General features: G+C 63.8%; 4 protein-coding genes. 1 reads left to right on the top strand and 3 read right to left on the bottom strand.

What is annotated here, in order from left to right:
- Nucleotides 1-1,128 precede the first annotated feature (1,128 nt).
- A complete protein-coding gene (locus C2L80_RS04135) occupies nucleotides 1,129-2,514 on the bottom strand; it encodes a helix-turn-helix transcriptional regulator (protein WP_157941008.1) in 1,386 nt (461 codons plus the stop codon).
- Between the two features lie 235 nt (nucleotides 2,515-2,749).
- Here C2L80_RS04135 and C2L80_RS04130 point away from each other — a divergent pair, with 235 nt between their 5' ends.
- Nucleotides 2,750-4,429 carry an FAD-dependent oxidoreductase gene (locus C2L80_RS04130; RefSeq protein WP_224758865.1) on the top strand — a complete coding sequence of 560 codons (1,680 nt, stop codon included), beginning with the start codon at nucleotides 2,750-2,752 and terminating at the stop codon, nucleotides 4,427-4,429.
- 579 nt (nucleotides 4,430-5,008) lie between these two features.
- Here the strand turns inward: C2L80_RS04130 and hypD are convergent.
- Nucleotides 5,009-6,094, bottom strand: a complete 1,086-nt coding sequence (hypD, locus tag C2L80_RS04125; RefSeq protein WP_087198478.1) for a hydrogenase formation protein HypD — start codon at nucleotides 6,092-6,094, stop codon at nucleotides 5,009-5,011.
- A gap of 413 nt (nucleotides 6,095-6,507) precedes the next feature.
- Nucleotides 6,508-6,765 (bottom strand): HypC/HybG/HupF family hydrogenase formation chaperone, encoded by a 258-nt coding sequence (locus C2L80_RS04120; protein WP_087198468.1) that lies wholly within the window; start codon nucleotides 6,763-6,765, stop codon nucleotides 6,508-6,510.
- Between the last annotated feature and the right edge of the window lie 12 nt (nucleotides 6,766-6,777).

The following is a 6,777-nucleotide window of genomic DNA, read 5'->3' as shown; positions in this document are numbered from 1 at the left end:
GGTACCGGGAGGGGAGGCTGAAGGCGTTCGACGAGGGAGGGCGCAAGGTGTACGATACGATAGCCGGCCGCAGGAGGCGGCTGGGGCTGGCCGCCTAGGCCGTCCGGAAAAACGTCCGCACCCCCGACGGGAGTTTCTTGTGCAAGTTTTTTCGTTTTTGGGAGCATATTCAGCTTGTTTCCCCCGCCGTGTTAGCACTTGAAGAAGAAACCCCCGATGGCTGCTCGCCTCTCCGTTTTATTAGCTCCCAAAAACGGAAAACTTTCACGGAATCCTGAAGCTCTCTGCAAACCGCGATTGACACGAACTCATATCGCCAAACCCCGAACCAAGCTTATTCCGATCGGTCGCTTCGGAGGTTCCCTTGAACTGCTTCCCATTTCTTGGACAAAAGAAATGGGAAGCAGTTCACCCGACGGGAGGCCTTGCTCGGCGGGCCGACCTGGCCCATGTCAATCTTGGTTTCATATACCATGTCGATTTTGGCTTCATATAGAGTCGGAAAGCATCTAGCACAAAATGACGGTTAAGAACGATTTTTCTGTTCCTTGGAAGGGTGTTTTTGGAGAAACGCCAGGTCGCGAAATCAAATCTGGTCAAAAAATCGTTCTTAACCGTTATTTTGTGCTACCGCATCGACGCTCCGCTGTTAAACCAGGATTGGCATGGGCCAAGTCGGCTCGTCGTGCAAGGCTCTGCCATCGCTTCGGAGGTTCCAGCCGGCAAGCGGGAAGCCCCCCTGAGGCACCCGATCGGGGGCTTCGGGGGGCGACTCGGCGAACGCGGGTTCGTGTCAATCCTGGTTTAACGGCGGAATCGCCGCGCACGGCCCGCTCCGGCGCCTCGTAAGGCCCTGCCCATCGGGGGCCTTCCGAGGCGCCGGGTCAGAGGAGGCCCGACTCGGCATCCGGCGAACGCAGGCCCGCACCGATGGCGGTTCAGCACGGACGCAGAGTTCGGAGAAAAGACCGCAGAAGCACCGCGGAACGAAAGGAGGGGAAGCTAGCGGCGCGAGAGCGCGACAGGGAACGGGATCACCAAAACCGAGCGCAAGCGACGCAGAGCAGACAGAGGCGCACAACAGCAACGCTCCCGACGGATAGCAGCGCAAAAGGGCGCGGCGAGACGTCAGCGACGATCTGAGTTAGTGCCCTCGGCCAACAGTAAATCGAACATCTCCTGGCGTCCGTGCACGTTCAGCTTGGCATAGATATGGGAGATATGGGTTTTCACCGTGCCCTCGGATAGCACAAGCTCCTCGCTGATGAAGGCGCGCGAACGCCCTTGCGCGAGCATCATGAACACCTCCGTCTCACGCGGGGACAAGCCGGCGCGCTCGGCTACCTCACCACGACGGTCGACGATCAACTCGGGAGGAACGGCGGGGCGCTCCTCTCCCCCGCCGCGATCGATCAGCCAGATGACCAGCACCGCCAGCACAAGCGCAACCAGCAGGACAACGCCGCTGTTCGCAACGCCCAAGTCGAAAAAGCACGCAACCCATACGATGGACACCGCGTCGTAGAACCCCGCAGCCAAGCCCACCACACGAAACGGAGACGCCCCCTTCAGACGGATCGAAGTGACGGCCAACGTCCAGAACAGCGCATGCGTCAACGCCTCGACCGCCGTGACGAACACCTCCGAAACCGCAGGGACGACCCCCTGCCACGAAGGGGTGAGAGCCGACACGAAAAACGCGATGACCACCACGAGAAACGCCGGTATGAACCGTCGGTTGAGATGGATCTTCACGCGCTTGACCAGCACTGCGTGCGAAAGCGCCACAAGCACCGCCACCACGCCCAACGTGCCCGCAGCCGCGAGCATCGCGCCCGAGAACTGGTGAAGCGGATCGCCGAAGAAGCCCAGCGGCGTCAGCACGCGCGTCGTAGCCACAGCCAGCGCGGCCACAAGCATCTGCGGCACCACATAGCGGTACGCCGCCGACGCATCGGATGCAGGCTTCCACTCGTCGCGCTCAATGCGCGTGCAAGGGCCGCGCTCGGCCACGCCCGCCAGCACGGCGATGGCGAACGGCAGCACGACGGCAAGCCCCACCTGCATCGGCTCCGAAAGCACGCCCGTAAGCACCTGAACAAGCATGGTCTTGAGCGCCAGACTTGCCACAATGCCGCCGATAGCGCGCGACATGCTTTGCGTCTCAGCCAAGATGCCGCAGAACAGGCAGGTAAACCATGTGTAACCGGCACCCGCCACCACAATGCCCAGGAGCGCGACCACCTCCGGCTGAAAAAACGCTTGCTGCGGAGCAACCGCAAACGCCATCGTGCCGAACGAAGCAGCGAGGGGCAGACAGAAGAACAAACTGCGCCGTGCACGCTCGAACCTGCGGGGAAACGCCGCCATGGCGGCAGCTAGAAGCAGCAACCCCACCAACCAATAAATGCGCATATTGCCAAGCCCGGACAATCCCGAATACGACTGGGCGAATCCAGCCGAATGGCCAAACAGGTCGGCCCAAGCAGCCAGCAAGGCCCAACCCACAGCCACGCAGCATGCAACGCGGTAGCGCTTTAAAGAGCCCAGAACAGACCCCCCCCCCTTCCCGTTTTCCAACGTTTTCGGCGGCATCATCATACACCGGGCGAGAGCAAACGCAACATCATCCGTTTTGGGGATGCTTCCCCATCGGCAAGAATCTCCCTTTTCGCCGATAGGCAAAACCGACGAAAACGCAGATGATCGAAACGTTGTCGTCCAATTCACCACAAACCAAGGAGGGATCATGAGCAACAACGACAGCATGAGAATGAGCGAAGCCGGACAGAGCGCCGCCTCCAACCGTGGCATGGAGCAAACGCGCCGCGGGTTCGTGAAGACCGCCGGCATCGCGCTTGCGGGCGCAGCCGCCATAGGGCTGGCCGGATGCGCCCCGTCAGGCAGCTCGGACGCGAGCGTCGACGCAACCGCAGAAGGCACCTGGGACGAAGAGTTCGACGTGATCGTGGTGGGAGGCGGCATCGCGGGTCAAGCCGCCGCGCTAACCGTCGCCACCGAAGGGAACGGGGCAACGTGCTTGCTCATCGAGAAGGGTTCCACGCCCAGTGGCAACAGCCCGTTCTGCAAAGGCGATGCCATCTGGACGAACGACGTGCCCACCTTCGCCACGTACCTGAAAGAGCTTGCCCACGGCACGACGCCCGACGACGTGATCGACGCCTATGCGGAGGGCCTTGGCTGGGTGTTCGACTGGGTCATCGAGCTGGGAGCCAACAAAGACGAGATGAGCATCACCGAGCCCGCGACCGACCCCGAGGGGCAGAACGCCGAGTACCATGAGCTGGAGAACTCGTACGCGTTCGGGTACTTCGCCATCGGCAAGAGCAAGGACGTGGAGGTGAAGGGGCCCAACCACGTGCAAGTGTTTCTGGAGCAGGCGGTCGCGCAACGAAGCGATGTCGTGGACTACCGCACAAGCACGCCGCTCGTCGACCTCGTGCAAGACGCCGAAACCGGTGCCGTGACCGGCGTGATCGCGGGCGAGAAAAACCCGAAGCGCATCCGCGCCAAGCGCGGCGTCATCATGTGCCTGGGAGGATTCGAGCACAATCCCGAGATGATGCAGAACTACCTGGGTCAGGGCGCGGCCGTCCCAGCCGCCGGATCGATGAACACCGGCGACGGACATCGCATCTGCGCTCGCCTCGGCGCGGACTTCTGGCACATGAACAACGTGGCCGGATTCTGGATGGCCGGACGCGACCTCGAGAACACCTCGTACACGAACCCACCCATCTACAAGCCTGCACCCAAGGGCTTCGGCATCACCGTCGGCATCAACGGACGGCGCTTCTACATGGACTGGGACGGCTACAACGTGCGCGAGAAATACCCCTACCTCTCGGATATGACCGTACACGTGGGTTCGCGCCACGGCCACATGCAGTTCGGCGGCGAATGGCCCCACCTGCCCATGCCCTCGAAGGCGTGGTTCGTGTTCGACTCCGAGGGATTGGCTCAGGGCGCCATCCCGCCTTCGGACGACGGCTCCACGCCCGACTCCAAAGGCTACGCATACGCCGCCGACACCATCGAAGAGTTGGCCGCACTCATGGAGGTTCCGGTCGAAGAGCTGACGACCACGGTGGAGCAATGGAACGAATGCTGCGCCAAGGGCAAGGACGTGTATTTCCATCGTCCCGAAAGCACGCTCGTACCGGTGCAGACCCCGCCGTTCTACGCGCAGCTGTGCGCGCCGTCGTTCCTCAACACCGACGGCGGCCCCGTGCGCAGCGCCAAGGGCGAGATCCTCGACTACGACGGCAACCCCATCCCCGGCCTGTACTCAGCCGGCGAGTTCGGTTCCATCTGGGGCCACTACTACGAAGGCGGCGGCAACGTGGCCGAATGCCTGGTATTCGGCCGCATCTCGGCGCAAAACGCCCTCGCGAACACAGCCGAGTAACGCTGCGGCGCATCGACAACCGGCAACGACACCGCGCCGCCTTCCCCTCCCTCGGCGGCGCTTCTCAGCACGACGGGCCGAAGCAATGCTTCGGCCCGTTTTCACTGCGCGCGCTTCTGATGCGCGCTTCCGGCGCGGTTGTTTTCGTCGCTTGCTTGCTCGCGTCATGATGGCGTAACCAAAAGACGGGACGGGAGAATGCGAGCGGAGAGGCAAGGAAAGCGAGGGGACGGCGGCGACGCAGCCACGCGAAACGGATGTTTCACGTGAAACATCCGTGAAAAGTTGCTCGCGGAAGAAGAAGGCACGGTTTGAAGCGCAGAGCGCAAAGCAAACGAAGCGCGCGAACGCGAAACGCAAGGCGCGCAATGGCGGGATGCGAGGACTCTCCCACCGGATCCCCCGCTCCGTCGCGGATAGCCCGATCCGATCCGATCCGAGAACCAGCCTTTTGGTCTCTCTTTTTTCGCACCCTTTGCTCGAGCCCCTATTCGCATCCATCAACGCCAGCATCAGCGACGCAGTGGAGGCAGGTGCCCTTTCGCGCTCTTCGCTCGAACCCCTTCGCGCGCCCCTACTTTAGTAATAGCGGTAGTATGCGGCGCAGCTGCCCTCGGAAGACACCATGCAGGGGCCCACCGGGTTCTCCGGCGTGCATACCGTGCGGAAGAGCGGGCAGTCGCTCGGCGCCATGATGCCGCGCAGCACGTCGCCGCAGCGGCAGCCCTTCGGGTCCTGCGTGGGCTCCACGTCGGGCTGGAAGTGGCGCACGGCGTCGAAGCGCGAGAACTCCTCGCGGATGCGGTAGCCCGAGCCATCGATGCGCCCGAGGCCGCGCCAGATGGCGGGGCACGTCTCGAATACCTCGTCGATGGCGGCCAGCGCGGTGGGATTGCCCTGCGGCATGACGCCGCGCGCGTAGGCGATCTCGATCTCGGCGCGGCCCTCGTGCAGCTGGCGCATGATCATCGCGATGCCCTGCAGCACGTCCACCGGCTCGAAACCCGTGATCACGCCGGGAATGCCGTACTTCTTCGCTAGGAACTCGTACGGCGCGGCGCCGATGATGGTGCTCACATGGCCGGGCAGGATAAGCGCGTCCAGCTTCAGCTGCGGGTCGTTGATGATGGCCTCCAGCGCGCCCGGCATGTTCTTGTGCGCGGCGAACACGGTGAAGTTCTTCAGATCGGCTGCGGCGGCGCGCTTGATGGCCATCGCCACAAGCGGCGTGGTGGTTTCAAAGCCCACGCCCACGAACACGATCTCGCGCTCTGGGCGCTGGGCGGCCAACGCAAGCGCGTCCAGCGGCGAGTACACGATCTGCACGCTGCGGCCGGCCGCCTGCTCCTTCAGCAGGCTCGAGGTGGAACCCGGCACGCGCGTCATGTCGCCGAACGTGGCGATGGTGACGTTCGGGATGCGTGCGAGGGCGATGACCGTGTCAATGTCGCGGTTCGAGGTCACGCACACGGGGCAGCCGGGGCCGCTCGCCAAGCGCGTGCCCGGCGGCATGAGGTTGCGGATGCCGTTGCGCGCGATGGCCACGGTGTGCGTGCCGCACACCTCCATGAGCGTGGCGCCGCCCGCGGGGGCCAGCTTGCCGATGGATTCGATGAGGCCGCGCGCCAGCTGCGGATCCTTGAACGCCGCCAGCTCCCGCTGCATCTCGGCGGCGTCCACCGTGCGCGCCTCGTGCAGGGGAACGGGGGCTGCGATAGAGGTCGCGGTAGCGGTGTCGGCTGCGGTGGTTGCAGCAGCGGTGCCGGCTGCGGCAGCAATGTCGGCCGCGGCGGCGCGAGCGGCAGTGGCGCCGGCTGCGGCAGCGTGGGCGGCGGTGCCAGCTACAGAAACGGAATGAGGGGCGGCACCGTAGTCAGCGGCAGTGGCGGCGACCACGGTGCTGGCCACGGCCGCATGGGCAATGACGTCGGCTTCGGCAGCGTGGGCGGTGGCTACAGTATCAGCACCGACAGCACTGCAGACGGCAGATGTTTCACGTGAAACATCTGTTCCCGTTTCGACCTCTGACGCCTCTTCCGCACGCGCGCACCGCGCGTCCTCGCCAGACCCTGCCGCGCTCATCGGGCCGTCTCCTCGCTGATGGGCATCTCGTCGGCCGCCAATTCGGGGATCTGCGCTATGAGGTCGATCGTCTCCTGCGCGTAGTCGGGATCCACTACCTCGATGGCGAATCCGGCGTGCACCAACACGAAATCGCCCACGCCGGCCTGCGGCGTGAGGTCGAGCGCGATGTCGCGGGTGACGCCGAGGATGTCGACGGTCGCCAAGCGGTCGTCTTTCATCTCGATGATCTTCGCGGGTATGGCCAAGCACATGGTTCATGCCTT

The sequence above is a fragment of the Rubneribacter badeniensis genome, assembly GCF_002899695.1.
In the GTDB taxonomy this organism is placed as follows: Bacteria; Actinomycetota; Coriobacteriia; order Coriobacteriales; family Eggerthellaceae; genus Rubneribacter; species Rubneribacter badeniensis.
Note: the sequence above shows the minus strand (reverse complement) of the source record. Positions and strands in the feature narration are given on the sequence as shown.

Bases quoted from the DNA above. Each gene is read 5' to 3' on its own strand.
- C2L80_RS04130 (WP_224758865.1), top strand. From the start codon at position 2,750: ATGAGCAACAACGACAGCATGAGAATGAGCGAAGCCGGACAGAGCGCC.
- hypD (WP_087198478.1), bottom strand. From the start codon at position 6,094: ATGCAGCGGGAGCTGGCGGCGTTCAAGGATCCGCAGCTGGCGCGCGGC.
- C2L80_RS04120 (WP_087198468.1), bottom strand. From the start codon at position 6,765: ATGTGCTTGGCCATACCCGCGAAGATCATCGAGATGAAAGACGACCGC.